This is a genomic window from Cellulomonas humilata (assembly GCF_030814415.1).
Taxonomy (GTDB): Bacteria; Actinomycetota; Actinomycetes; order Actinomycetales; family Cellulomonadaceae; genus Cellulomonas; species Cellulomonas humilata_A.
Genome location: NZ_JAUSVB010000006.1, coordinates 248,015 through 272,631, shown reverse-complemented (window position 1 = coordinate 272,631; position 24,617 = coordinate 248,015). Strand labels below are relative to the sequence as shown.

At 72.1% G+C, this 24,617-nt stretch carries 20 protein-coding genes and 1 tRNA gene; 5 read left to right on the top strand and 16 right to left on the bottom strand.

The features are described 5' to 3' along the window. Positions 1-60: 60 nt before the first annotated feature. The 4 genes from J2X26_RS19930 (at position 61) to J2X26_RS19915 (ending at position 4,804) form a co-directional block, all read left to right on the top strand. Positions 61-2,520, top strand: coding sequence for a penicillin-binding protein (locus J2X26_RS19930; RefSeq protein ID WP_307494447.1), 2,460 nt, complete (start codon positions 61-63; stop codon positions 2,518-2,520). Continuing rightward, positions 2,520-3,470 carry a metallophosphoesterase gene (locus tag J2X26_RS19925; protein ID WP_307494446.1) on the top strand — a complete coding sequence of 317 codons (951 nt, stop codon included), beginning with the start codon at positions 2,520-2,522 and terminating at the stop codon, positions 3,468-3,470. The genes J2X26_RS19930 and J2X26_RS19925 overlap by 1 nt, the downstream gene beginning before the upstream one ends. A gap of 48 nt (positions 3,471-3,518) precedes the next feature. Next, positions 3,519-3,592, top strand: a tRNA-Pro gene (locus tag J2X26_RS19920). A 111-nt stretch (positions 3,593-3,703) separates the two neighbouring features. After that, positions 3,704-4,804 carry a HEAT repeat domain-containing protein gene (locus J2X26_RS19915; RefSeq protein WP_307494445.1) on the top strand — a complete coding sequence of 367 codons (1,101 nt, stop codon included), beginning with the start codon at positions 3,704-3,706 and terminating at the stop codon, positions 4,802-4,804. A gap of 108 nt (positions 4,805-4,912) precedes the next feature. Here J2X26_RS19915 and J2X26_RS19910 read toward each other — a convergent pair whose 3' ends face one another. The 11 genes from J2X26_RS19910 to J2X26_RS19860 form a co-directional block, all read right to left on the bottom strand. After that, complete coding sequence (locus J2X26_RS19910) at positions 4,913-5,776, bottom strand: DUF4097 family beta strand repeat-containing protein (RefSeq protein WP_307494444.1); 864 nt, start codon at positions 5,774-5,776, stop codon at positions 4,913-4,915. Then, on the bottom strand, positions 5,773-6,441 hold the full coding sequence (locus tag J2X26_RS19905; protein WP_055918957.1) for a response regulator: 669 nt from the start codon (positions 6,439-6,441) through the stop codon (positions 5,773-5,775). Before J2X26_RS19905 ends, J2X26_RS19910 begins: the two co-directional genes overlap by 4 nt. Continuing rightward, positions 6,429-7,769, bottom strand: a complete 1,341-nt coding sequence (locus tag J2X26_RS19900; RefSeq protein WP_307494443.1) for a sensor histidine kinase — start codon at positions 7,767-7,769, stop codon at positions 6,429-6,431. Before J2X26_RS19900 ends, J2X26_RS19905 begins: the two co-directional genes overlap by 13 nt. Before the next feature lie 127 nt (positions 7,770-7,896). Beyond that, positions 7,897-11,184 carry a glycoside hydrolase family 48 protein gene (locus J2X26_RS19895; RefSeq protein ID WP_307494442.1) on the bottom strand — a complete coding sequence of 1,096 codons (3,288 nt, stop codon included), beginning with the start codon at positions 11,182-11,184 and terminating at the stop codon, positions 7,897-7,899. Between the two features lie 246 nt (positions 11,185-11,430). Next, entirely contained in the window at positions 11,431-12,201 is a 771-nt protein-coding gene (locus J2X26_RS19890) for an ABC transporter permease (RefSeq protein ID WP_307494441.1), read from the bottom strand. A 3-nt stretch (positions 12,202-12,204) separates the two neighbouring features. Further along, positions 12,205-13,104 carry an ABC transporter ATP-binding protein gene (locus tag J2X26_RS19885; RefSeq protein WP_307494440.1) on the bottom strand — a complete coding sequence of 300 codons (900 nt, stop codon included), beginning with the start codon at positions 13,102-13,104 and terminating at the stop codon, positions 12,205-12,207. A gap of 77 nt (positions 13,105-13,181) precedes the next feature. Further along, entirely contained in the window at positions 13,182-13,922 is a 741-nt protein-coding gene (locus tag J2X26_RS19880) for a hypothetical protein (protein ID WP_307494439.1), read from the bottom strand. Then, positions 13,919-14,809, bottom strand: a complete 891-nt coding sequence (locus J2X26_RS19875; protein ID WP_307494438.1) for an ATP-binding cassette domain-containing protein — start codon at positions 14,807-14,809, stop codon at positions 13,919-13,921. Before J2X26_RS19875 ends, J2X26_RS19880 begins: the two co-directional genes overlap by 4 nt. Next, the gene (locus J2X26_RS19870; protein WP_056025858.1) at positions 14,806-15,168 is read right to left on the bottom strand and encodes a GntR family transcriptional regulator; all 363 of its coding nucleotides are present in this window, start codon (positions 15,166-15,168) and stop codon (positions 14,806-14,808) included. The genes J2X26_RS19875 and J2X26_RS19870 overlap by 4 nt, the downstream gene beginning before the upstream one ends. A 260-nt stretch (positions 15,169-15,428) precedes the next feature. Then, entirely contained in the window at positions 15,429-16,478 is a 1,050-nt protein-coding gene (locus tag J2X26_RS19865; RefSeq protein WP_307494437.1) for an aspartate-semialdehyde dehydrogenase, read from the bottom strand. Positions 16,479-16,482: 4 nt separating this feature from the next. After that, positions 16,483-17,757, bottom strand: coding sequence for an aspartate kinase (locus J2X26_RS19860; RefSeq protein WP_307494436.1), 1,275 nt, complete (start codon positions 17,755-17,757; stop codon positions 16,483-16,485). A 205-nt stretch (positions 17,758-17,962) separates the two neighbouring features. Here J2X26_RS19860 and J2X26_RS19855 point away from each other — a divergent pair, with 205 nt between their 5' ends. Then, on the top strand, positions 17,963-19,189 hold the full coding sequence (locus tag J2X26_RS19855) for a cellulose-binding domain-containing protein (protein ID WP_307494435.1): 1,227 nt from the start codon (positions 17,963-17,965) through the stop codon (positions 19,187-19,189). Positions 19,190-19,332: 143 nt separating this feature from the next. On the opposite strand, the gene J2X26_RS19850 is transcribed toward J2X26_RS19855, so the two are convergent. From J2X26_RS19850 to J2X26_RS19830, 5 genes are read right to left on the bottom strand one after another with little or no spacing between them, the layout of a single operon-like run. Beyond that, on the bottom strand, positions 19,333-19,896 hold the full coding sequence (locus J2X26_RS19850) for a DUF5063 domain-containing protein (RefSeq protein WP_307494434.1): 564 nt from the start codon (positions 19,894-19,896) through the stop codon (positions 19,333-19,335). 10 nt (positions 19,897-19,906) lie between these two features. Then, on the bottom strand, positions 19,907-20,506 hold the full coding sequence (recR, locus tag J2X26_RS19845; protein WP_146846750.1) for a recombination mediator RecR: 600 nt from the start codon (positions 20,504-20,506) through the stop codon (positions 19,907-19,909). A 9-nt stretch (positions 20,507-20,515) separates the two neighbouring features. Beyond that, positions 20,516-20,941 (bottom strand): VOC family protein, encoded by a 426-nt coding sequence (locus J2X26_RS19840; protein WP_307494433.1) that lies wholly within the window; start codon positions 20,939-20,941, stop codon positions 20,516-20,518. Further along, positions 20,938-23,145, bottom strand: a complete 2,208-nt coding sequence (locus J2X26_RS19835) for a DNA polymerase III subunit gamma and tau (RefSeq protein WP_307494432.1) — start codon at positions 23,143-23,145, stop codon at positions 20,938-20,940. Before J2X26_RS19835 ends, J2X26_RS19840 begins: the two co-directional genes overlap by 4 nt. 40 nt (positions 23,146-23,185) lie before the next feature. After that, positions 23,186-24,538 carry an FAD-binding oxidoreductase gene (locus J2X26_RS19830; RefSeq protein WP_307494431.1) on the bottom strand — a complete coding sequence of 451 codons (1,353 nt, stop codon included), beginning with the start codon at positions 24,536-24,538 and terminating at the stop codon, positions 23,186-23,188. Between the last annotated feature and the right edge of the window lie 79 nt (positions 24,539-24,617).

Genomic DNA, 24,617 nt, shown 5'->3' with positions numbered 1-24,617 from the left:
TCGGGGTGCCGGGAGCCGTTCCGCTCGGGCCGTGACAGGGCGTCCGACTACCCTGACGGCATGCCGAACCCTGCGCGCCAGCGCGGCCGACAGGTCAACGTCTTCCAGGCGGTGGCCCTCCTGCTCACCTTCGCGCTCGTCGCGGGTGTGTCGGGGGTGCTCGCCGCCGGTCTCGTCCTGCCCGGAGTCGCCGTCGCCAACGGCGTGACCGACCTGACGGTCACCGCCTTCGACGACCTGCCGACCGAGCTCGCAGAGAAGCCGCTGCCCGAGAAGTCGGTCATCCTGGCCGTGGACGGCACCCTGATGGCGACGTTCTACACGCAGAACCGCGTGGTGGTCCCGCTCGCCGAGATCTCGCCCCTGCTGCAGAACGCCGTGGTCGCGACGGAGGACAAGCGCTTCTACCAGCACGTGGGCGTCGACCCCACCGGCATGCTCCGCGCGTTCGTCAAGAACCAGACGGACGAGGACGGCGGCCAGGAGGGCGCGTCGACGCTCACCCAGCAGTACATCAAGAACGTCCTGATCGACGACGCGCTCAGCAAGGAGACCGAGGCCGAGAAGCTCCAGGCTCTCCAGGCCGCCCGCGGCGCGAGCGGCACCGAGGGGTACGCGCGCAAGCTGCGCGAGGCGAAGCTCGCGATCGCGCTCGAGAAGCGGATGTCGAAGCAGGAGATCCTCGAGAAGTACCTGAACATCGCGCCCTTCGGGGCGTCGGTCTACGGGGCGGAGTCCGCCGCGCAGTACTACTTCAGCAAGCCGGCGCGGGACCTCAACTACATCGAGGCCGCCACGATCGCCGGTGTCACCCAGAGCCCGACCAAGTGGGACCCGGTCCTCAACCCCGAGGCCTCGCAGACCCGCCGGGACAGCGTGCTGTCCAAGATGCACGACCAGGGCTTCATCACCGACGCGGAGTACACCGCCGGTGTCGCCACCCCGCTCGCGGACACCATGCACGTCACGCCGCTGAAGCAGGGCTGCATGGCGGCTGGTGACGTGATCGCCGGCTCCGGCTACTTCTGTGACTTCGTCACCAAGGTCATCGCCAACGACCCCGCCTTCGGTGCCACGCGCGACGAGCGGATCGGGCTGCTCTACCGTGGCGGCCTCACGATCACCACGACGCTCGACCCGCGGCTGCAGGGGCTGGCCGACGCCGAGGTCAAGGCCGGCATCCCGGTGGACGACCCGTCGGGTGTGGCCACCGCGATCGTCACCGTGCAGCCCGGCACCGGCAAGATCCTGTCGATGGCCCAGAACCGGACCTACGCCGCGGCGGCCACGCCCGGGACGCGCGAGGAGTCCGTCAACTTCAACACCGACGGCGCGTACGGCGGCTCGGGCGGGTTCGCCCCGGGTTCGACGTTCAAGCCGTTCACCCTGCTCGAGTGGCTCAAGCAGGGCCACAGCCTGAACGACCAGGTCAACGGCACCGAGCGCACGATGAACGAGAACATGTTCGTCACGTGCGGCTCCAAGGGCGGGAACGTCCCGTGGCCGGTCGGGAACTCCGAGGGCGGCGCCGGCATGATGTCGGTGGCGAACGCCACGCAGAACTCCGTCAACCTCGCCTACCTGACCATGGCCACGCAGCTCGACATGTGCAACATCATGAAGGGCGCCGAGGCCCTGGGCATGCACACGGCCAAGCCCAAGCGGGACGGCACCAGCACCCCGTCGCTCAACCCGTCGAACGTCATCGGCACCGACTCGGTGGCGCCGCTGTCCATGGCTGCGGCCTTCGCGGCGTTCGCGTCGGGCGGCGTCTACTGCACGCCGATCGCGATCGTCAGCGTCCGGGACGCCGACGGCGTCGAGCTGCCGATCCCGCAGGCCAACTGCGCGCAGGCGATCGAGCCGAAGTACGCCAACACGATGAACTACGCCCTGAGCAACGTGTGGAAGGGCACCGCCAAGTCGGTCGGCGCACCCGCGTTCCCGTCGGCAGGCAAGACGGGCACCACGACGCACAACGAGGACACCTGGTTCGTCGGGTACACGCCGCTGCTGGCGACCGCCGTGTGGGTCGGCTTCTCGCAGGCGCCGGCCCCGGTGCAGAACATGTGGATCGCGGGCAAGTACGTCAAGAACGCGTTCGGGTCGACCATCGCAGCGCCGACCTGGAAGAGGTTCACCACCCAGGCGCTCGAGGGCGTCTCGAACCCGGACTTCGCCGCTCCCGACGACAAGCTCGTCTTCGGCGAGAAGGTGCCCGTGCCGTCGGTCGTCGGCAGGTCCGAGGCTGACGCCCGCGCGATCCTCACGCAGGCCGGCTTCAACGCCACGATCGACCCGGCGCAGGTGGCCTCGCCGTTCCCGGCGGGCACGGTGGCCTCGCAGAACCCGGCCGGCACGGCGACCCGCGGCACGGCGATCATCCTCACGCTGTCGAACGGCCAGCCGCCCGCACCGACCGACCCGACCCTGCCCGGCCTGCCCGGGTGGCCCGGGAACGGCGGCGGGAACGGCGGCGGCGGCGGTGGCGGCGGTGGCGGCGGCGGCGGCAGGCCGTAGTGGGAGGCACGACGTCCGGCGTCGCCCGCACCGCGGGAGCGCTCGCGCTCGCCGGTGCGGGCGCGCTCGCGTACGCCTCGCTGGTCGAGGTGCGCTGGTACACGCTGCGGCAGGTCACCGTGCCGGTGCTCCCCGCCGGTCAGGACCCCCTGCGGATCCTGCACATCTCCGACCTGCACCTGACGCCCGGCCAGCGCAAGAAGGTCGACTGGGTCAAGGACCTGGCCTCGCTGGACCCGCACATGGTGGTCGACACGGGCGACAACTGGGCGCACCTCGACGCGATGCCGGCCCTGCTCGAGGCCCTGGAGCCGCACCTCGCGGTCCCCGGGGCGTTCGTGCTGGGGTCCAACGACTACGTCGCTCCCTCGCCCAAGAACCCCGCCCGGTACCTGCTGCCGGACGCCCGGCGAGGCCCTGCGCGGCGCCCCCCCGAGCTGCCGTGGCGCGAGCTCACCTCCCGGTTCCGGTCGGCCGGCTGGATCGACCTCACCAACCGCCGTGACGTGCTCAAGGTCGACGGCCGCGTGCTGTCGCTCGTCGGCACGGACGACGCGCACCTCGACCGCGACCGCTTCCCGGCGGCAGCCGGCGACGACGACGCCCGTACCGGCTCGGCGCCTGTCGACCTGCACCTCGGCATCACGCACGCGCCGTACCGCCGGGTCCTCGACGCGATGCACGCGGACGACGTCGACCTGGCGATCGCCGGCCACACCCACGGCGGCCAGCTGGCACTCCCGCTCTGGGGCGCCCTGGTGACCAACTGCGACCTCGACACGCGCCGCGCCAAGGGCCTTCACGGCTGGCCGGGGCCGCGTCCGGACCAGTCCGGCGGCGCGGGCTCGACGTGGATGCACGTGTCCGCGGGGCTCGGCACGTCGCCGTACGCCCCGGTGCGGTTCGCGTGCCGACCCGAAGCGACCCTGCTCACACTCGTCGCGCCCTGATCCAGTTTCGTTCCACCCCTGGTCGTCGGCTATCCTTACCAGGCTCCACGGGGTGTGGCGCAGCTTGGTAGCGCGCTTCGTTCGGGACGAAGAGGTCGTGGGTTCGAATCCCGCCACCCCGACACTGTGGAGAAGGCCCCTGGCCAGCGGAGACGCTGCCAGGGGCCTTCGCATACCCGGGTCGCGTCCCGGCGATCCGGTGGTCACGCAGGGATCTCGCGGAACGAGGGACAGTGGACAGCAGGAGCGCCTGGACCCAGCTGCTCGCTCTCGGCGATCAGCCCGACGACGAGTTCGACGACGACGCCGCGGGGCGCTTGGTCCATCTCTTGCAGCAGCGCGGTGAGAGCGTCGTGCTCGAGTGGACGCTGCCTGCCCTGACTGACCCGAACCCGTGGCGCCGAGAGGCTGCCGCGTGGGTGCTGGGTGAGCTCGGCTACGAGCAGGGCCGTCCCTTCGGCGACCAGGTGATGCCTGCTCTCGTCCGCGCGGCGCGATCCGAGAGCGTCGCCGACACGCGCCAGGAGATGGTCTCGGCGATCGGCAGCGCCGAGGACCCCGCGTGGGTGCCCGAGCTCCTGTCCTACGCCGACGACGACGCCCCTGAGGTGCGCGAGACCGTCGCTCGCTTGCTGCCCGGCATGTTCGCGGGGGACGACCTGTCCGCAGAGGCCGTCGCCGCGTTGGTCACGTTGACGCGTGACGTCGACCCCGGCGTGCGCGACTGGGCCACGTTCGGCCTCGGAGTTCAGAGCACGATCGACGACGACGTGATCAGGAACGCCCTGGCGGACCGACTCGAGGACGACGGGGGCGACACTCGATTCGAAGCGGTCCTGGGCCTGGCTCGCCGAGGCGACGCGCGTGCTCTGTCGGCGCTACGACACCGCCTCGACGACGAGCAGCCAACGATCTGTCTGCTGGACATCGAGGCGGCTGCTGAGCTGGCCGACCCGGCACTCCTGGCGACCCTGCGAAGGCTGGCCGAGAGCTGGGCGGCTGACGACGTCGACGACGACCCCCACAGCGCGGCGCTCGCCTACGCGATCGAACGAAGTGAACCCGGTACCCACCTCCTGGCAGCTGCCGCCCAGACCGCACTTGCTCGGGACGTGAACCTCGATCTGGTCGACATCGGTTGGAGCATCACGGTCGTCGACGACTATCCGAGGACTGTTCTCGTCATCCGGCGCCCTGATGGAAGCGCCTACACGGCTTACGGCGAGACTCGGCTGTGGGAGCACGACACCCCGACGAGGTTCGACGCCGACAAACAGGTCGCCCTGTGGACAGCCACGGTCAGAGGCGTCGCAGCCACCGACGAGCCGCAGTAACAGCTCACGCCGAAGTCACCCCGGTCGCGGTCGGTCTCAGCGCCACCCCGACAGACGAGAAAGGCCCCTGATCAGCAGATCTGCTGATCAGGGGCCTCTCTCGTGGGATCAGCCGCGCGGACCCAGGTAGGCCGCGTGGCCGTCGCTGGTGCGGATCCGGACGTGCACCGACGACGTCGGGTCGACCGGACCCTCGATCGTCTGACCACCGTCGTTCGTCGAGATGTCGAGCGCGACCGGCTCCCCCGTGCCGTACACGGTGACGTCGCCGTCGCTCGCGTGGGCGTCGATGTCGCTGCGGGAGCGGGCGATCTCCGTGCGCCCGTCGCTGGACCGGGTGGTGACCGTGCCGGAGACGTCGGAGACGGTGATCTCGCCGTCGGCGGCGCTGACGGAGACGGAGCCCCGGACGTCGCTGACGCTGGTGCGGCCGTCGGCGGTGCGGACGGTGACGTCCCCGGCGATGTCGGACACGTCGGTCTCCCCGTCGCTGACGCGCACGTCGAGCGCGCCGCGCAGCGACGTGGCGGTCACGGAGCCGTCGTTGGCGCGCACGAGCACGGCGGTGCCGTCGGGAACCGTCACGTCGAGCGACGCCGAGCAGAACCCGGGCCGCCACCAGTCGCACCGGTAGCTGACCAGCAGGCGGTCCGCGGACACGTCCGTGCGGTAGCGCGCGGACGCGAGCACCGTGCTGGCGGTGCGCTCGACGTCGACGCGGTCACCGCCCGTGGTGACGGTGACGTGCCCGTCGGCGACGATCTCGACCAAGGGCGCGGCGTCGTACGAGGCCCGCTCGGACGTCGTCGTCGCGTCGTCGGAGCCCATCACGAGCAGATCGACCGCGCTGTAGGCGCCGGACAGCAGCAGGACACCTCCGACGATCGCTCCGGCCCACGTCAGCGCACGGGCACCCGGGCCGCGCGGGGCGGGGCTGGGGGCGTCGACCGGCCGTTCCAGGGTGCTGGTCATGGTCGTTCTCCGTTCGTGGGTTCGTGCTCCAGCCAGCGCAGCACGGCGAGCACACGGCGGTGGTCGTCGGCGGCCTGCGGGAGGTCGAGCTTGGTGAGGATGGAGGTCACGTGCTTCTCGACGGCCGGGAGGCCGACGACGAGACGGTCGGCGATCGCCGCGTTGGAGCGGCCCTCCGCCATGAGGCCGAGCACGTCCCGCTCGCGCGGGGTGAGGGTCTCGAGGCCGGACCGGCGGGTCCGGGCGAGGATCTGGGCGACGACCTCGGGGTCGATCACCGTGCCGCCGCCGGCCACCCGGCCGAGGGCGTCGAGGAACTCGTCCACGTCCGCCACACGGTCCTTGAGCACGTAGCCGAGGCCGCGCACGTCACCGGCGAAGAGCTCCCGGGCGTACCGCTGCTCCACGTACTGCGACAGGACCAGCACGGGCAGCCGCGGGTGCAGGCTGCGCAGGTGCACCGCGGCCCGCAGGCCCTCGTCGGTGTGCGACGGGGGCATCCGGACGTCGGTGACCAGGATGTCGGGCACCGCGGCGGACGGACCCAGGGCGGCGACGACCTCGTCGGCGGTGGTGTAGCCGGTGACGTCGTGCCCCTCGGCGACGAGCAGCCGCGTGAGGCCGTCGAGCAGGAGGACCGAGTCCTCCGCGATCACGATGCGCACGGCACCTCCACAGTCACTCGTGTGCCGGCTCCGGCCGGGCTGTCCAGGTCGAACGTGCCGTCCAGGGCGGCGACACGGCTGCGCAGTCCGTCGAGCCCGCTGCCGGGCGTCGCAGCTGCTCCCCCGCGACCGTCGTCGGCGATCACCAGGCGCAACGTGCCGGCCGGGGTGACCCCCGCCTGCACGGTGACGGCGGTCGCCGACGCGTGCTTGGCGGCGTTGGTCAGGGCCTCGGCGACGACGAAGTACGCGGCGGCCTGCGCGGACGTGCTGGCGCGGTTCAGCGAGGGTGGGTCGGGGACGTCGACACGCACCGGGACGGGGCTGCGGGCCGCGAGGGCGGACAGCGCGGCGTCGAGCCCGCGGTCGGTGAGGACGGCCGGGTGGATGCCCCGGACGAGGTCGCGCAGCTCGGCGAGCGTCTCCTTGACCTCGCGGTGCGCGTGCTCCAGGGCTGCGGACGCCTCGGGGTCGCTCGACGCCTTGCGGCGGGCGGCGCCCAGCTCGACGCCGAGAGCCACCAGTCGCTGCTGGGCGCCGTCGTGCAGGTCGCGCTCGATGCGCCGACGCTCCTCGTCGGCCGCCCCGACCGCGGCCGTGCGCGTCTCGGTGAGCTGGAGCGCACGGCCCTCGGCCTGCGCAGCCCGTGCCTGGGCCTGCCGCGCGGCCTCGACCGCCTCGGCCCGGGCCGACGCCCCGACGAGCGCCCGCGCCGTGCGGACCATCGCGAGCGAGCCGGCCTGCGTGAGCAGGGCCGTCACCCACACGAGCAGGATGGCTCCCGGGATCATGAGGATCAGCGGGACAGGCGGGTGGGTGACGCCGTTGGCGAGGGCCACGACCGGGTAGACGAGGCCGCCGATCGCGAACCCGCCGGCGACGCTCACCACGACGCTCTGGACCGTCAGGATCAGCCCCGCGACCAGGATGTACGCCACGTGCGCCCAGGTCCGGCTGTCGGCCAGCACGCCGCCCCAGGAGGCCCACATGCCCTGCCGGTGCGGGTAGCGGGGTGCGGGGATGTCCACGTCGAGCTGGGCGTGCAGCCGGGCCCGCTCGAGCTGCGCGAAGGGGCGGCAGAGCCAGAGCGTGGCGACGAGCATCGGGATGCCCACGAACAGGATGAGCAGGCTCAGCGACAGCGAGACCGCGACCGTGAGCGCGATGAAGGCGAACAGCAGGACGAAGGAGCCGATGACGACCTGGGAGATGCCGCGCCAGGTCGCCACCGACACGGGGGCCGCAGCGAGGGCCCGCAGGTCGACGAAGGCCGGGGCGACGACCCGGAGGTCGTCGGACACGCTGCCCGGAGGTGTCGGTGAGGTCATGACAGTGACGCTAGGGCTCGGGGCCGACCCGCAGACAGCCTGACCACCCACGAGGGAGGGGTGGGGTCTGCCCTACCCCGCGCGAACGGGCCGGCCCTCCGCGGAGGACCGGCCCGTCGTCATGCGGTTAGCCGATGGTGCAGGTGGCACCGTTCAGCGTGAACGCGGTCGGGTTGGTGTTGGTCCCCGTGTGGGAGCCGTTGAACCCGATGTCCGCGGTCTGACCGGCACCGAGGGTGCCGTTCCAGGCGGCGTTCTTCGCCGTGACCGCCGTGCCGGACTGCGACCAGTCGGCGCTCCAGCCCTGGGTGACCTTCTGGCCGTTGGCGAACGAGAACCCGAGGGTCCAGCCGTTCAGCGCCGACGTGCCCGTGTTGGTCACCTTGACGGAGGCCGTGAAGCCCGTGTTCCAGCTGCTGGCGTTGTAGGTCACCTTGCAGGAGCTGGTCGGCGTGCTCGGCTGGGTCGTCACCGAGAGGGCCGACGACGCGGCGGACACGTTGCCCGCGACGTCCCGTGCCCGGACCGTGTACTGGTACGCCGTCGCCGCCGTGAGACCGCTGTCGGTGTACGACGCGGAGGTCGGTGTGCCGACCTTCGTCGTGCCCCGGTAGACGTCGTAGCCGGCCAGGCCCGAGCCACCCGTGTCCGTGGACGCGGTCCACGTGAGGGCGACACTGGTCTGGGTGACGGTCGTCGCGACGAGGCCGGAGGGCACCGACGGGGCGATCGTGTCCTGCGTCGTCCCCGGCAGGGTGGTCACCGACAGGGCCGACGACGCGGCGGAGATGTTGCCCGCCACGTCCTTGGCCCGAACGGTGTACGAGTACGCCGTGTTGGCCGTCAGGCCGGTGTCCGAGTACGACGTCGTCGTGGTGGAGCCGACGCGCGTCGTGCCCCGGTACACGTCGTACCCGGCCATGCCGGAGCCGCCGCTGTTGTCGGTCGAGGCCGACCAGGACAGCGTGAGGCTGTTCTGGGTGACAGCGCTCGCGACGAGGCCCGTGGGGACGCTCGGCGCGGTCGTGTCGGACGGCGTGGCCCGGGTGGTGACCGACAGGGCCGACGACGCGGCGGACACGTTGCCCGCGACGTCCTTGGACCGCACGGTGTACGAGTACGCCGTGGACGGGGTCAGACCGGTCTCCGTGAACGACGTGGTGGTCGAGGTGCCGACCAGCGTCGTGCCGCGGTAGATGTCGTACCCGGCCACACCCGAGCCACCGGTGTTGTCCGTCGAGGCCGTCCACGAGATCGTGGCCGACGTCGACGTCGTGGTGCCGGCGAGCAGACCCGTCGGGACCGACGGCGCCGTGGTGTCGACCGGCGGAGGCGTGGTGCCCTCGAACAGCCGCGCGTAGTCGGCGAGCGCACCCGCGATGGCGGTCTGCGCCCAGAACCGGTGGAACGTGAACTGCGGCGCCACACCCGTGGCCAGGGCCGTCTGCATCTTCGGCCACGCGGGGTCGTTCTTGTACCAGGAGCGGATGTCCAGGAACGAGACGCCCGGCTTGATCACGTCGCCGTTGGGCATCGTGCCCGTCCAGCCGGAGGGGATATAGATACCGTTGCCGCCGGCGACGTACGTGTCGTCGAACCGCAGGAAGTCCCCACGGGTCTCGACGGTGCCGACACCCAGGTCGTCCTGGTTGGAGGCCCAGATGGCGTCGAGCAGCGCCTTGGCCTTGTCACGCGACGCGGTGTCGCCCGACTTGGCGGCGTAGAAGAGCAGCGCACGGGCGGTGTCGCCGGCGACGCCGACGTCCTGGCCGTAGCTCTTGACCGAGACCGAGAGGCCGGAGTTGGCACCCGGGTTGGCCTTGTTCCAGGTGTCCGGCTTGCCGGTCCAGGTCAGCTCCGACGGAACCTTCCAGTTGGCGCCGTCCGTCGAGATGTTCGCGACGACCCAGGGGACCCACTTGTCGAGGACCTTCTTGGCCTGCGCGTTGCCCGAGGCGTAGTACAGCTCGGCGACGCGCTGGACGCCCCACGCCTGCATGCCGAACCACTGGTTCGACGGCGGGTCGTTGTAGACGGGCGCCTCGGTGTAGCCCATGCCGTAGAACGTGGGCGTGCCGCTCGGCGGCGTCGCATAGGCGCCGCCCCAGCTGTTGGTCGCGCCACCGGCGATGCCGCCCTGGGGGGCCTGCAGCCAGGTGTAGAACTCGAGCTGACGCTCGAGCGAGGCCGCCCAGTCGCTCTTGGCACTCGACGACTTCGGCGTCAGGGCCGAGTCCGTCGACAGTGCGTACGCGGCGAGCGGGTTCTGGTAGCCCATGTGCGCGTGCGACGAGCTGACGCGCCATGCCCAGCCGGCGCTGGTGTCGAGCGCGCCGCCCCACGCCAGGTACCAGGACAGCAGGTAGTGCGCACTGTCCTTGCCGGTGCCCGCGGGGCAGCTCGGCGACGTGCAGCCGATCGTCTTGAAGTACTTGTCGAACAGCGTGTATCGCAGGTAGTCGCCCATCTTGGCGGCCTTCGCGACGACGGAGGCGACGTCGGCCTGCTTGCCCTGCTCGGTGGCCCACTTGTTGGCCCAGTAGACCGCCTCGACGGCACGCGCGTCGGCGTCGGACGCCGAGGTGTACTTCCACTGCTTCGAGTAGGAGGCATCACCCGTGAACAGGTCGAGGAACCCGTTCTTGCCGCCGTACTTGAACTCCTCGCAGCTGGGCTGCGGGACGGTCTCCCAGACCGACTCCTGCTCGCCGCGCTGGAACGTGTTGATGAAGGACGAGCCGGTCGCGGTCGGGCCGAGCTCGCAGCCCGCCCCGGGGGTCGCGCCGAAGCCGTACTTGTTGTCGACGTCCGCGAGCCAGTGCATCTGGTAGATGTCCGACGTGCCGTACGTGGACTTCAGCTCGTTGGCGATCGGGTCCTTGCCGACCGTCACGCCGCTGCTGAGCTGGCTCGGATACTTGCTCGGGTGGTCGTACTCCGAGGCGTACGTCGCGGGTGAGTTCGGGTTGTAGAACGAGTTCGTCGGCTGGTCCACCGACTGGGGGATCATGTACTTCTCCATGGTGTCCCAGGCGTTGTTCAGCGGTGCCCAGTCGCCCGTGGTCTGGCCGTACAGCGCCTCGAGCCAGATCCAGAAGGAGTAGGCCTCCGACGTCGTCGCGTGGCCGTAGTCGGGGGCCTCGACGATGAGGGTCTCGACGGAGTGGTACGGGATCCCCTGCGCGCTGAAGTAGCCGTTGGCGGGGTTCTTGATCTTCTCGTACTGGGTGAGGAAGCGCTGCGCGTACTCACCGTCGGCCACGGCGGCCTTCACGGGGGCGGCGGCCGGGACGACGAGCGTCGCGGGCGCCGGGGCGGCCATCGCGGGGGAGACCCCGCAGATGGCCAGCAGCGATGCTGCGCTCAGGGTGGCCGTGGCCACCCAGGCAGATCGCCGTCGGGTCGATGAGGACATCATTCGTACCTTTCTGGCTGTCGGGCACGTCCCGCGACGCCGCGGGCACGTCCCGGCGCTCCCACGCGCAGGCGCGTGGGAGCGGTGACGGAGGTGCACGAAGGAACTGACCGTCGATGCCGGTTCGGCCCGCAGCGGCGCGGGTCTCCGGGCAGAGAGCGGCCGGGTCGGCGCCCACTTTCCGGCGGTCCACAGCCAGCGTCCAGACTCCTAAACGATTCGAGTGGGAGCGCGACCACATGGCCGTCACGACCACCGGAACAGGCGGGCCGCCACCGGCACCCCGATAACGGTCCACACCGCCATGACCAGCAACGACGTGGTCGGGAACGGCTGCCCCCACCACGCGGCGGCGAGCGCCTCGCTGCCCGCCCCCAGCGGCGTGTACCCGGCGATCGTCTGGATCACGTCGGGCATCAGCGGCAGCGGGAGCCAGACCCCCGCGAAGAACAGCGAGGCGAAGTACACGCTCATCCCCCAGGCCGTGGCCGCGGCCGCCGTCGGCGCGAGGGCCGCGATCACGGAGCCGACCGCGAACGCCGCGAGCACGGTCATCACGAGCGCGAGGAGCAGGACCAGCGGGTCCGCGGGCGCGGCCACGCCCACGACCGCGGCGCCGAGCACGTACATGAGCACCGCCGCGACCAGCAGCGCGCCGAGGTTCACCAGCACCTGCGCGACGAGGATGCGCGACGGCGGGACGGGGGTGGTGGACAGCCGCTTGAGCACGCCGCGGCCGCGGTAGTTGCCGATGGTCGTCGGGAAGCTGGACAGCGCCACCGTGGCGACCGCGAGCGCCAGGACCGTCGGCGCGTAGCCGGTGATGCCGTTGACCTGCGACAGGACCGGGTCCGTGACGTCGAAGGGCTGGTCCGCCCAGGGCATCACCAGGCCGAGCACGGTGAGCAGGACGGCGGGGAACAGGATCGCGAAGAACGCACCGGACGGCTCCCGGAGGAACAGGCGGGACTCGACGACGGTGAGGCGGGTCAGGGCACTGGTGCTGGTGCTGGACATGGCTCAGACCTCCACATTGCTGGTGAGTGCGACGAAGGCGTCCTCCAGCGAGCTCTGCTCGAGGCGCAGGTTCTCGGGGCGGATGCCGTGCTGGGCCAGTGCGACCAGGACGTCCTGCACGACGTTGTCCCGGCCGCGGGCCTCGATGGTGCCGTCGTCCGTGTGCGTGACGGTGGCGATGGTCTCCAGGAGCCCGACGGGCACCGGAGCCGACGGGCGGAACCGCAGCACCTGCTCGGCGGTCGCCCGCGCGACCAGCTCCCCCGGCGTCCCCGTCGCCACGACGCGACCGGCGTCGATCAGCGCGATGCGGTCGCACAGCCGCTCGGCCTCCTCCATGAGGTGCGTGACCAGCACGATCGTCACGCCCCGGTCGCGGATGCGTTCCACCACGTCCCAGGTGTCCCGGCGCGCGTGCGGGTCGAGGCCCGTGGTGAGCTCGTCGAGGATGGCGACCTGCGGGTTGCCGACGAGCGCGAGCGCGACCGACAGCCGCTGCTTCTGGCCACCCGACAGCTGCTCGAACCGCGCGTCGGCCCGGTCGGTCAGCCCCAGCTCGTCGAGCAGCTGCGCCGGGTCGGCCGGGTCCGGGTAGAACGACGCGTACAGGTCGAGGGCCTCCCGCACACCGAGCTTCGGCTGGAGCTGGCTCTCCTGGAGCTGGAGACCGACGACCTCCCGGAGCCGGCTGCGGTCCCGGACCGGGTCGAGCCCGAGGACGGTGACAGTTCCGGAGTCGGCCTGCCGGAGGCCGCCGATGATCTCGACGGTGGTGGTCTTGCCGGCCCCGTTGCGACCCAGCACGCCGAAGATCTCGCCGCGGTGGACCTCGAGGCTGACGTCGTCGACGGCGACGGTGTCGCCGTAGCGCTTGTGCAGGTGCTCGACCTGGATGACGGGCATGGTCACTCCTTCTCTCATGAGGGTGTGCGGTGCCGCGGGAGCGGCGGGTGCCGGGTCCCGGAACGGGTCTTCTGGGGTCAGGTGGTGCGGCGGGGGACGTCGACGCCGCGGGTGAGGCGGTCGAACGCGAACGCCTGGACGGCGATGATCAGCAGGCTGGCTGCCGCGGCGATGGGGCTCGCCTGGTCGCTGCCGAACCAGGCGGACGTCTCCAACGGACCGGACTCGTAGGCGAACAGGACCGAGACGACGAGGATCGGCCCGACGGTCAGCGGCAGGGCGAGGGTTCCCCACCACCCACCGGCCCGCATGTACGTGATCCCGACCAGCAGGCCGCAGAGGTAGGCGACGACGAAGGTCAGCGTGGTGCTCGTGGCGATCGCGAGCGGGTCGGCCGTGTCCGGCGACATCCCCTCGAGGACCCGCCACTCCCAGCCCATCGCCCCGAAGACCGCCCGCTCGACCAGCAGGAGCCCGTTGTACACGAGCCCGTAGGCGATGCCCGTGCCGATGGCGGCGAGGATCGACCCGCGCGCCAGGCTGCGACGGGTGAGCCCGGCGGCGATGTGCACCGGCAGGTAGGCGGCGGTGATCGCGATGAAGACCGAGAACGGGAACCAGATCGCGCCCTGGCGGGCGAACGACAGGACGCTGTTCTGGACCTCGCCGACCGTGTTGATCACGACGATCGCGAGGGTCACCACCACGATCGCCATCGCCCACGCCCACATGGCGAGGTAGAGGTGCATCATCAGCAGCCACTGGGCAGTGGCGCGGACCGAGCTCACGCGCGGCGCCCGCGCGACGTCGACGGTCATCGTGCCTCCTCCGGGGTGGGGACGCGGTCGGTCAGGTGGACGAACAGGTCCTGCAGCGCCACGGGGCCCAGCTCCAGGCCGGCCGCCCGGGCGCGCGCCGCGTCGTCGTCGCGCGGTCCGACGAGGGTTGCCTGGGCGGTGCGGCCCAGGTGCTGACGCGCGACCACCTCCCGGCCCGCGACGAACGCAGCCACGTCGTGGGCCGGGCCCGTGACGGTGAGGCCGCTGGAGCGCAGGGTGTCGGCGTCCGAGACCGTCAGCACGGCGCCCCGGTCGAGCATCACGACGTCCTCCAGCAGGCGCTCGATCTCCCCGATGAGGTGGCTCGACAGGACGATCGTGCGCGGGTGCTCCAGCCAGTCCGCCAGGAGCGCGTCGTAGAACGCGTACCGCGACGGAGCGTCCATCCCCAGGTGCACCTCGTCGAGCAGGGTCAGCGGCGTGCGGCTCGCGATGCCGACCACCACGCCGAACGCCGAGCGCTTGCCGCGCGACAGCCGGTCGGGCCGGTTCAGGGGGTCCAGCTCGAACCGGTCCATGAGTGCACCCGCGAGCTGGGTGTCGAAGAGCGGCCGCCGGTCGGCCAGGAACTCGAGGGTGTCCTTCAGCTTCTGGTCCTGGGCGACGTCACCGCTCTCGCGGACCAGGCACGTGCCTGCCAGGACCCGCTCGTTCTCCCACGGGTCCTCCCCGTCGACGAGCACCGTGCCCGAGGCGCGGCGCTTGAAGGCCGCCAGCACCGACAGCGCGGTGGTCTTGCCCGAGCCGTTGCGGCCGAGCAGCCCGGTGATCACACCGGGGCGGATGGTGAACGACACCGAGTCGAGAGCGACGGTCGCGTCGTAGCGGGCGGTGAGGTCCCGGACCTCGACGCCGAAGCCGCTCATCGCGGTCCCTCCTTCTCGCGGAGCCGCTCGACGATCTCCTCGACGCCGATGCCCAGCACGCGCGCCTGCTCGAGCATCGGCTCGACGACGTCGGCGAAGAACGAGGCCCGGCGCTGGGCGAGCAGCTGCTCACGGGCGCCCTCGGCGACGAACATGCCGATGCCGCGGCGCTTGTAGAGGACGCCCTCGTCGACCAGCTCGGTGAACGCCTTGGCGGCGGTCGCCGGGTTGATGCGGAACGTCGTCGCGTACTGCGTGGTCGACATGACCTGTTCCTCCGCTCGCAGGGCTCCGGTGAGCACGTCCGACCGGATCTGGTCGGCGATCTGCACGTACAGGGGGTCACGCCCGTCGAACATCGCGTGCCTCCGTTCTGTGGTTCGTTACTTGACCAACTAACCATAGAACGCCGGCACGGCACAAGGGGTTCACCGCGCCCTGCGTCCGCACATCCGGTCGTCCGGACGCGCGAATCCGCGGACGTCGCGACGTCACCACCGTTGCGTCCGCACATCCGGTCGCCAGGGCGCGCGAATCTGCGGACGCAACGGGTGGGAACACAGCAACGTCCGCACTCGTGAGGGTGGGAACCCTCTCGAGTGCGGACGTTGTGGGTGTGTCAGACGGCGGTGAGGCGCTGGGCCGCCACGAGCTCCGCGATCTGGACCGCGTTCAGCGCGGCGCCCTTGCGGAGGTTGTCGTTGCTGATGAACAGCGCGAGGCCGCGACCGCCCTCGACGCCCTCGTCCTGACGCAGACGGCCGACGAACGACGGGTCCTGCCCGGCGGCCTGCAGCGGCGTCGGCACGTCGGTCAGCTGCACGCCCGGCGCGTCGGCCAGCAGCTCGGCGGCACGCTCGGGGCTCAGCGGACGAGCGAACTCGGCGTTGATCGACAGCGAGTGCCCGGTGAACACCGGGACGCGCACGCACGTGCCCGACACCAGCAGGCCGGGGATGTCGAGGATCTTGCGCGACTCGTGCCGGAGCTTCTGCTCCTCGTCGGTCTCGTTCAGCCCGTCCTCCACGATCGAACCGGCCAGCGGGATGACGTCGAACGCGATGGGCCGGACGTACTTCACGGGAGCGGGCAGCGTCACCGCGGACCCGTCGTGCACGAGCGCGAGCGTGTCCTGCTCGACGGCCGCGCGGATCTGGCTGTCCAGCTCGTCGGCCCCGGCGAGCCCCGAGCCCGAGACCGCCTGGTAGGTGGAGACGACCAGGCGCGTCAGCTGCGCCTCGTCGTGCAGGACCTTGAGCACCGGCATCGCGGCCATGGTGGTGCAGTTCGGGTTGGCGATGATGCCCTTGACGGCACCCGCGAGCGCGCCCGGGTTCACCTCGGAGACGATGAGCGGGACCTCGGGGTCTCGACGCCACGCCGAGGAGTTGTCGATGACCAGCGCACCGGCCGCGGCGAACCGGGGGGCGTGCACCTTCGAGGCGGCGCCGCCCGCGGAGAACAGAGCGACGTCGATGCCCGAGAGGTCGGCGGTCTCGATGTCCTCGACCACCACGTCCGCGCCCTTCCAGGGCAGCGTGGTCCCCGCCGAGCGCGACGACGCGAAATAGCGGATCGAGGCGACCGGGAAGTCGCGCTCGTCCAGCAGCCGGCGCATGACGCTGCCGACCTGGCCGGTGGCACCGACCACCGCGATGTTCAGTCCCATGTCCCTACCGTCCCGTCCCGCCGTACACGACGGCCTCGTCTTCTGTGGAGTCCAGGTCGAACGCCGTGTGCACCGCGCGGACCGCCTCGTCGAGCGAGTCGGCACGCGTGACCACGGAGATCCGGATCTCCGACGTCGAGATCATCTCGATGTTGACGCCCGCGTCCGACAGCGCGGCGAACAGCCGCGCCGAGACCCCGGGGTGCGACCGCATGCCCGCGCCGATGAGCGAGAGCTTGCCGATGGTGTCGTCGTACTGCAGCGACGCGAAGCCGATGTCGGGCTGGTGCTCGCTGAGCGCCGCCGTGGCGGCCGCGCCGTCCGTGGCGGGCAGCGTGAAGGAGATGTCCGTCAGGCCCGTCGCGGCGACCGAGACGTTCTGCACGATCATGTCGATGTTCACGCCGGCGCTGGCGACGACCTCGAAGATGCGCGCCGCCTTGCCGGGCACGTCGGGCACGCCGACGACCGTGATCTTGGCCTCGCTGCGGTCGTGCGCGACGCCGGCGATGATCGGCTGTTCCACAATCTCTCCTTCAGCGGCGGGCTGGTCGGTCACGAAGGTGCCCGTATGAGTGGTGAACGACGAGCGCACGTGGATCGGTACCCCGTACCGGCGCGCGTACTCGACGCAGCGCAGGACCAGCACCTTGGCGCCGCTGGCCGCGAGCTCGAGCATCTCGTCGTAGCTGACCCGGTCCAGCTTGCGGGCGGTCGGCACGATCCGCGGGTCCGCGGTGAACACGCCGTCGACGTCCGTGTAGATCTCGCACACGTCGGCCTTGAGCGACGCGGCGAGCGCGACCGCCGTGGTGTCCGAGCCTCCGCGACCGAGCGTGGTCACGTCGTTGGTGGACGGGTTGACGCCCTGGAACCCCGCGACGATGGCGACAGAGCCCCGCGCGACGGTGTCCCGGATGCGGCTGGGCGTGACGTCGATGATCCGCGCCTTGCCGTAGGACTCGTCGGTGATGACCCCGGCCTGCTGCCCGGTGAACGACTTGGCGTCGACGCCGAGGTTGTGGATGGCCATCGCGAGCAGCGACATCGAGATGCGCTCGCCGGCGGTCAGCAGGATGTCCATCTCGCGCTGCGGCGGCAGCGGGGTGACCTGCCGCGCCAGGTCGATGAGCTCGTCCGTGGTGTCGCCCATCGCGCTGACCACCACGACGACGTCGTGACCGGCGCGCTTCGCCTCGGCGACGCGCTTGGCGACGCGCTTGATGCTGCTGGCGTCGGCGACGGAGGAACCGCCGTACTTCTGCACGATCAGGGCCACGGGAGAGCTCTTTTCGCGGGCTCGGGACAGGTCCGGGCGAGTGTACGTGCGTGCCCACCAGGTGGGCAGCGAGTTTCAGATGCCGGATCGTCGCCGCTCATGGTGAAGCGTTTGGGGCCCTCCCGGTGCGGCGCGCGGGCCACCACGCTGCCAGGTGCGACGCCTGACCGCAGGGGGCTCGGGCGCGCGACCGAGAGGAACCACCATGTCACTGCCCCGCGCCGCGCTCGCGTTGTTGCTCGCCTGTGTCCTCGCCGTCGTCGGGACGGTCGTCGGGCTGTCCGCGCAGGCCGCGACCGGGTGCAAGGTCACGTGGACCGCGAACTCGTGGCCCGGGGGCTTCACCGCCGACGTCCGGGTGACCCCCGGCGAGGCCGTGCACGGGTGGACCCTCACGTGGTTCTTCCCGTCGGGCCAGACCGTGACGCAGGGGTGGAACGCCACGATCGTCCAGTACGGCCCCAGCGTCACGGCGACCAACGCAGCGTGGAACGGCGACATCCCGGCAGGTGGCAGCACCTCGTTCGGCTTCCAGGGCACCTACGCAGGCTCCAACACCGTGCCCGCCGCGTTCGCCCTCAACGGCGTCGCCTGTAACGGCACGGCACCGTCCACCACGGCGCCCGTCACGCCCTCCGCCCCGGTTCCGACCGACTGGCCGACGATGCCGCAGCCCACGCAGACCGTCACGCCCACTCCCACCCCCACGCCCACCGCGACTCCGACGCCCGCCGTCCCGAGCGACCCCGACTGCGGCACCGCGCTCTTCTGCGACGGCCTCGAGTCCCAGACCGGCACGACGCCCAGCAGCCCGTGGACCGTGCAGCATCCCGACTGCTCGGGCAACGGGACCGCCTCGATCGACAGCACGGTCGCGCACTCCGGCACCCGCTCGCTCAAGATCGTCGGCGCCGCGGGCTACTGCAACCACGTGTTCGCCCAGGCGGCGGCCGACCTGACCCGGCTGTCGCAGACGTACTACGTGCGCTTCTACGTCCGGCACACCACCGAGCTGCCGACCTCGCACACCACGTTCCTCGCGATGAACGACGCGAACGACGGCAACCGTGACCTGCGGATGGGCGGCCAGAACGGGCGGCTGCAGTGGAACCGCTCGTCCGACGACGCCACCCTCCCGGAGCAGAGCCCCGCGGGCGTGGCGCTGAGCGCGTCGCTGCCGGCGTCGTACTGGGCCTGCGTGGAGATCGAGGTGGACCGCACGGGTCGCATGCTCACGCGGGTCGACGGCTACGCCATCCGGGGCCTGATCGTGGACGGCACGCCGACGCACGACATCGACGGTCAGTGGTTGGCCAAGGCGTGGTCGCCGCGCCTGACGGACCTGCGGCTCGGCTGGGAGAGCTACGGCGAAGGCAGCGACACGCTGTGGTTCGACGACGTCGTGATCGCGAGCAGCCGGGTGGGCTGCTGACACTGCACCGCACCGCGAGCGTCAGGGCTGCAGGGCGTCGTACTCGGCCTCTGCGACTGTGCCCGCGCGTCGCCTGGTGGGGTCAGGGCTGCAGGGCGTCGTACTCGGCCTCTGCGACTGTGCCCGCGCGTCGCCTGGTGGGGTCAGGGCTGCAGCGCGTCGTACTCGGCCTCTGCGGCGACGTCGTCCTCCACGTCCAGACGCAGGTGCGCCAGCATCGTCTGCAGGGTCCGCAGGACGCTCGACGCTCGCTCGCCCCAGTCGGACAGGTAGGAGAACTGCCACCACCAGAGGGCCTCGAGCACGCCGCCGGTCTCGTAGTGCCGCAGACCCTGGGCCAGCGCACCGGCGATCGCGACCAGGTCGCCCGACACGCTCGCGGGCTGGACGTCGACGCCGAGGAGCGGGTCGACCACCTCGGCGTACTCGTCGATGCCCTCGAACACGTTCGCCAGGTTGGCCCGCAGCGGCTCGACGTCCGGGTCCGGTCCGACGTCCGGCTCGAACCGCTCGGACGGCACGACGTCGGTGGTCGCACCCAACCGGGCACCCGCCGCGAGCATGTCGCTCACCGCGAGCAGCAGCAACGGCAACGACGCGTCCGGGTTCGCCCCCGAGGCGACCTCGGTGATCGTCGTCAGGTAGCTGCGGGCCTCGGTCGCGACGGACTCGGCGATGTCGCGGAGGTCGGCGTCGGCTCTGGTCATCTTGCTCTCCCTACGCGCTGATCCGTCGGCGGCCCTCGAACGCCCGGCCGAGGGTGACCTCGTCGGCGTACTCCAGATCCCCACCCACCGGCAGCCCCGACGCCAGCCGGCTGACCGTCAGCCCCATCGGGACCAGCAGCCGCGCCAGGTACGTGGCCGTCGCCTCGCCCTCGACGTTCGGGTCCGTGGCCAGGATGACCTCGGTGACGGTGCCGTCGGCGAGGCGGGTCATCAGGCCCGCGATGCGCAGGTCGTCCGGGCCGACGCCGGCGATCGGGTTGATGGCCCCGCCGAGCACGTGGTACTTGCCGCGGAACTCCCGGGTGCGCTCGATGGCGACGACGTCCTTGGACTCCTCGACCACGCAGATCGACGTCGGCGAGCGGCGCGGGTCGCGGCAGATGCGGCACTGCGGCTCCTGCGCGACGTTCCCGCAGATCTCGCAGAACCGGACCCGCAGCTTCACCTCGGTGAGCGCGTCCGACAGCCGTCGGACGTCCGCCGGATCCGCCGACAGGATGTGGAACGCGATGCGCTGGGCGCTCTTGGGACCGACCCCGGGCAGTCGCCCGAGCTCGTCGATCAGGTCCTGGACCGCGCCTTCGTACACACCGTCAGCCTACGGGGTGGTTCCTGTCCCGACGTCGGACGCCACCAGCTCCACCTCGAAGCCTTCCGCGTTCTCCAGGTAGGCCGCGTAGTGCTCCGGACCGCCCGCGAACGGGTGCCGGTCGGCGAACAGGAGCGACCAGCCGTGCTCCGGCGCGGCGGTCACGAGAGCGTCCAGCTCCGCCCTGGTCCCACCCCACAGCGCGAGGTGGTTCAGGCCCGGACGCAGGCGGTCGTGCGGTGCCGCGGCGACGTCCGGTCCCGACTCGACGACCACGTACGGCCCGTCACCACGGGACCAGCTCACGCCGTCGGGCCAGCGGTCCCGGACCTCGTAGCCCAGCCGCGCGAGCAGCCAGCCCCAGCTCCGCTCCGCCGCAGGCAGGTCCGCCACCCAGATCTCGAGATGGTGCAGGCCGCCGGGCAGCCGGCTCACGACGTGCCGTCGTCCAGCTGCTCGTCGATGACGGTCCCGCCGAGCATCTGCGCGACCAGGGGGGCGCCGATGAGGCTCGACGTGGTGATGTCCGGGTCGTCCGGCGACGGTTCGTCGGGCACTCCCGGGATCACGCGCGACGCCGACTCCCGCGCAGCCGCCATGCCGCGCTCGCGGGCGGTGCCGGGCGCCGGCGGTGCGACGTCGTGCGGCGGCGCGTCCGGGACAGCGGGCTCGCCGGGCTCGTCGTCGGGCGGTTCCGGCATCGGGGGCTCGTCGTCCCACGACGCCGCCGCCTCCGCCGGGGTGACCGCCCGGGGGTTGCTGCGCTCGTCGGCGGCAGGCCGGGGCGCAGCCGCGGCGGGGGCCGGGGTCGACGTCGCCTGCTCGGCGAGGATGCCCTCGACCCGCACGTCGAACCCGAGCGTCTCCCGCACGGCCCGGGCGACGACGTCCGCGTGGGCGCCGTTGCGGAACGTGGTCGCGAGCGCGGGGTTGTCGAAGGCCACCTTCAGCGTCGTCGCGTCGAGCTCGGCCACCTGGGCGTTGCGCGGGTCGATGAGCGCCCACGTGACCCGGCGCAGACCCTTGACGGTCTCGAGGACCTCGGGCCAGCGGCGGCGCAGCACCTCGGTGTCGGGTCCGCCGGTCGTGCGTGCGGGCGACCGGGGCGCGGCGGGCGGAGCAGCAGCCGGCTGGACCTCGGGGGCCGACGACGCGACTGCGGCTGGTTCCACCGCCGCTGCGGGGGTCGCCGACGTGGCCGGTGCGTCGGGGACGACAGGCTCGGTAGCGCTCGGTGCCGGGGGGACATCCCACGGCGGGCTGTCGTCGGCGATCGACGATTCCGCGTCGGGAGTGTCGTCGCTCGTCGGCGCCACCACCGGCGCGGCAGGCTGCGCGCGCTCGACCGGCACCGGCTCAGGGCGGGGGGCCGGGACGGCGACGGGCGGCGCGGCGGCCGGCGGCGCGGCGGCCGGCGGCGCAGCGGGCGCGGCGGCGACCGGGACCCGGACGGCCGCGGCGCCGTCGGCGGGCAGCCCGCGCTCCAGCCGGTCGAGCCGAGCGCCGAAGCCGGAGCGTGAGTCCTCGACCGCGGGGAGCAGGAGCCGCGCCATGAGCAGCTCGAGGTGCAGACGGGGCGACGTCGCGCCGGTCATCTCGGTGAGCGCGGCGTTGCAGAGGTCCGCCGACCGCGACAGCTCGGAGGCACCCAGGTGGCGGGCCTGCAGGCGCATGCGGTCCAGCTGGTCGGTGGGGACGTCGCGCAGGGCGGCGTCGGCGGCGTCGCCGGAGGCCGCGATGACGATGAGGTCGCGCAGGCGCTCCAGCAGGTCCTCGACGAAGCGCCGCGGCTCGTGGCCGGTGGAGATCACGCGCTCGACCACCCGGAACGCCGAGGCGCCGTCACGGGCCGCGATCGCCTCGGTCAGGTCGTCCAGCAACGACGCCTGCGTGTACCCGAGCAGCGCGGCGGCGCCCTCGTACCCGAGCTCGCCACCGCCCGAGCCCGCGATCAGCTGGTCGAGCACCGAGAGCGTGTCCCGCACGGAGCCGCCGCCGGCGCGCACCACGAGCGGCAGCACGCCGGACGCCACGGGCACGCCCTCGCTGTCGCACAGCTGCTGCAGGTACGGCACGAGCACGTCGGGCGGGACCAGCCGGAACGGGTAGTGGTGGGTGCGCGAGCGGATGGTGCCGATGACCTTGTCCGGCTCCGTCGTCGCGAAGATGAACTTGATGTGCGGCGGCGGCTCCTCGACGATCTTGAGCAGCGCGTTGAAGCCCTGGTTCGAGACCATGTGCGCCTCGTCGAGGATGAAGACCTTGTAGCGGTCCCGCGCGGGCGCGAACGTGGCGCGCTCCCGCAGCTCACGGGCGTCGTCGACACCGCCGTGGCTCGCCGCGTCGATCTCCACGACGTCCAGGCTGCCTGGTCCCCCGCGCGCAAGCTCGACGCACGACGGGCACACGTCGCACGGGGTGTCGGTGGGGTTCTCCTCGGTGTTCTGCGCGCAGTTGAGGATGCGGGCGAGGATGCGCGCCGACGTCGTCTTGCCACAGCCGCGCGGGCCGGAGAACAGGTAGGCGTGGTTCACCTGACCGCTGCGCAGCGCCTGCCGCAGAGGAGCCGTGACGTGGTCCTGGCCGATCACCTCGGCGAAGTTCTCGGGCCGGTAGCGGCGGTACAGGGCTGTCGTCACGCCACGGACTCTAGACGCCCGCGCTGACAGCCGTCGCCGCTCAGGCGCCGAGAGAAGCGATCGCGGTGAGCACGCCGTCCGGGTCGTAGCGGCGCTTGGCAGCGAGCAGCCTGTCGGCGTTCGCGCCGAAGCCGAGCCGAGCGCGCTCCGTGTCGTCCGGACCCAGGATGTTCGGGTACCCACCGGGCAGCGCTCCGGGCGCGAGGGCGTCCGTGACCCGCGCGACCCACGCGCGGTGCGGAGCGGCATCGCCGCCCGGCCAGGCTGCGATCACTTCCGCCAGCACGTGCTCCTGGCGCAGCGCGAACGCGGTCGCGTCCGGGGCGACCCGGGTGGCGGCGCCGTGGAAGTGGTGCAGCGCCAGCAGCGACGACGGCGACGGCCAGGTCGCGGCGGCCTCGGCGAGCACCTCGATCGCGTCGTCGGTCAGCGTGGGCAGCCATCGCGTGCCGAGCGCGTAGTGCTGGCCGGAATGGGCGCCGGCCTCGAACATCCGGATCAGCTCGGGGTAGGGCAGGGGGCCGACGCCACCGGCGACCGGCGTACCGAGCCGCAGCAGCGGTGCCACCGCCGCCTCACCCGCGTCGAGGTCCCCGCTCCACGTCGGCGCGACGAACACCGCCGCCTCCCCCGTCGGTCCGCCGACGAAGCCGGCCATCACGGTGAGCTCGTCGGGGGCCGTGGCGAGCACGTCACGGTAGCCGCGCAGGACCTGGACGGCCTGTTCGTGCGGGTACAGGACCATGCCGCCGAGCACCGGGCCCAGCGGGAGCAGCCGGTAGCGCGCCGCGGTCACGATGCCGAAGTTCCCGCCGCCGCCGCGCAACGCCCAGAACAGCTCGGCGTCTCCGTCGGGCCCCGCGACCACCCGGGTCCCGTCGGGGAGCAGGACATCGGCGGAGAGCAGGTTGTCGAGCGCGAGACCGAACTGCCCCGCGAGCCCGCCGTACCCACCGGCGAGCGTCATGCCCGCCATCCCGACGGTCCGCACGACGGCCGTCGCGGTGCCCACACCGTGCGCGGCAGCCGGGTCCACGACGTCCGCGACGAGTGCGCCGCCCTGCGCCACAGCCACGCCCGCAGCGGGGTCGACCTCGACGCCCCGCAGCGCGGACAGGTCGAGCACGACACCGCCGTCGTCCAGCGCCCGGCCGGCCCAGTCGTGCCCGCCGCCGCGTACCGAGAGCGCTGCGCCGCTGTCGCGTGCGACGAGCAGCGCCGTCCGCGCGTCGTCCGCGTCGGCGCACCGGACCACGACGGCCGGCCGGCGGTCGACCGCACCGTTCCACACGCGACGGGCGTCGTCGTACCCGTCGTCGTCCCGCTGCCACACGCGGCCGCGCACGGCCGCGCGCAACCGGGCACCCACCTCGGAGCTCGTCGTCTGCGTCATGTCGAGAGGCCCCCTGCCGTGCGACCAGACCGCGACTCCGTCCAGTGCAGCGCGGGCCCCGTCAGGTCGTCAAGGAGCA